The sequence below is a fragment of the Variovorax sp. 01T439_2 genome (assembly GCF_056398445.1).
Map to the genome: position 1 here is coordinate 1 of NZ_JBFTPJ010001213.1, position 1397 is coordinate 1397.

At 67.5% G+C, this 1397-nt stretch carries 2 protein-coding genes; both read left to right on the forward strand.

What is annotated here, in order from left to right; translation table 11 throughout:
- The coding region (locus AC1DOC_RS33615; RefSeq protein ID WP_478131565.1) for a Bug family tripartite tricarboxylate transporter substrate binding protein at nt 1-734 on the forward strand (734 nt) is incomplete at its 5' end.
- Nucleotides 735-959: 225 nt separating this feature from the next.
- On the forward strand, nt 960-1397 hold a 438-nt coding region (locus AC1DOC_RS33620), incomplete at its 3' end, for a GntR family transcriptional regulator (RefSeq protein ID WP_478131566.1).

Below are 1397 nucleotides of genomic sequence, written 5' to 3' on the forward strand. Positions count from 1 at the left end.
CCAAGAGCCCGGCCGACGGCTACACGCTGATGCTGGCCAACACCGGCGTGGCCGTGATCAATGGCGCGCTCTACAGCAAGCTGCCCTACAACACGCAGCGCGACTTCGTGCCCATCGCACGTACCGCGATGCAGCCGCTGGCCCTGCTGGTCACGCCCAAGCTGCCGGTGCAGAACCTGCGGCAGTTCATCGACTACGCCAAGGCACGGCCCGGCCAGGTCAACTACGGCTCGGCCGGCAACGGCGGTATCAGCCACCTGGTGCCGGAGATGTTCAAGACCGCCACCGGCATCTTCATGGTGCACATCCCGTACCGCGGCAGCGCCCCGGCCTTCACGGACCTGATGGCCGGGCAGGTGCAGTTCATGGCCGAGTCGATTCCGCAGGCGGCCAACTACCACAAGCAGGGCAAGGTGCGCGCGCTGGCCGTGACCAGCCGCGAGCGCAACCCCGCGCTGCCGGATGTGCCGACGGTGATCGAGTCGGGCGTCAAGGGCTTCGAGGTGGTGGGCTTCTACGGTTTCTTCGCACCGAAGGACACGCCCAGGGACGTGGTCGCCAAGCTCAGCGACGCGTTCAAGCAGGTGCTGACGAGCGCAGAGGTGCGCGACCGGATGGTGAGCCAAGGGGCGGACCCGGCCTATCTGGGCAGCGAGGACTTCGCGCGCTTTCTTGCCACCGAGACGCCGCGCTGGGACAAGGCGGTGAAGGCTTCGGGCGCGCGGATGGATTGATTGCTGGCTCTTGTTTCAGGGCGGCGTGCACAGGCCACCGGGCACTCCCCTCCGCGAATGTCCCCCGTCGGCGGGAGCGCGCCCTGAACAGCAGCGCTCCTGAACAACGGCCCCCAACAAGGCGCCGAAGCTCACAAGCACGCACCACCGGCACGCAGCGCCGGCCCATTTCGGTGCACATAGCTTGCATACCAGTTGGCACAAAAGCTGCTGGTATGCATGCCAATGTCTACATCCGCATCCGAAATCAGTGCACGCATCGTCGAGGCGGTGATGGCGCAGAAGCTCGCGCCGGGCTCGCGCCTGGGCGAGCAGCCGCTGGCCATGCTGTTCGACTGCAGCCGCACCATCGTGCGCGAGGCGCTCACCCGGCTGGCGGCGCGCGGCATCGTCACGGTGAGTGCGCGGCGCGGCTGGTTCGTGATCGAGCCCTCGCAGGACGAGGCGCGCGAAGCCTTCGAGGCCCGGCGCGTCATCGAGCTCGGCCTCATCCGCAGCACGGGCAGCACCGGCAAGATCGACAAGGCCGCGCTGCGCCAGCTGAAGGCGCACCTGCAGCGTGAAAAGGCCGCACTGAAAGAGAGCGACGTCGGCAACCGCAGCTTCCTGCTCGGCGACTTCCACGTGTGCCTGGCCGAATGCCTGGGCAACACGCTCTTGGCC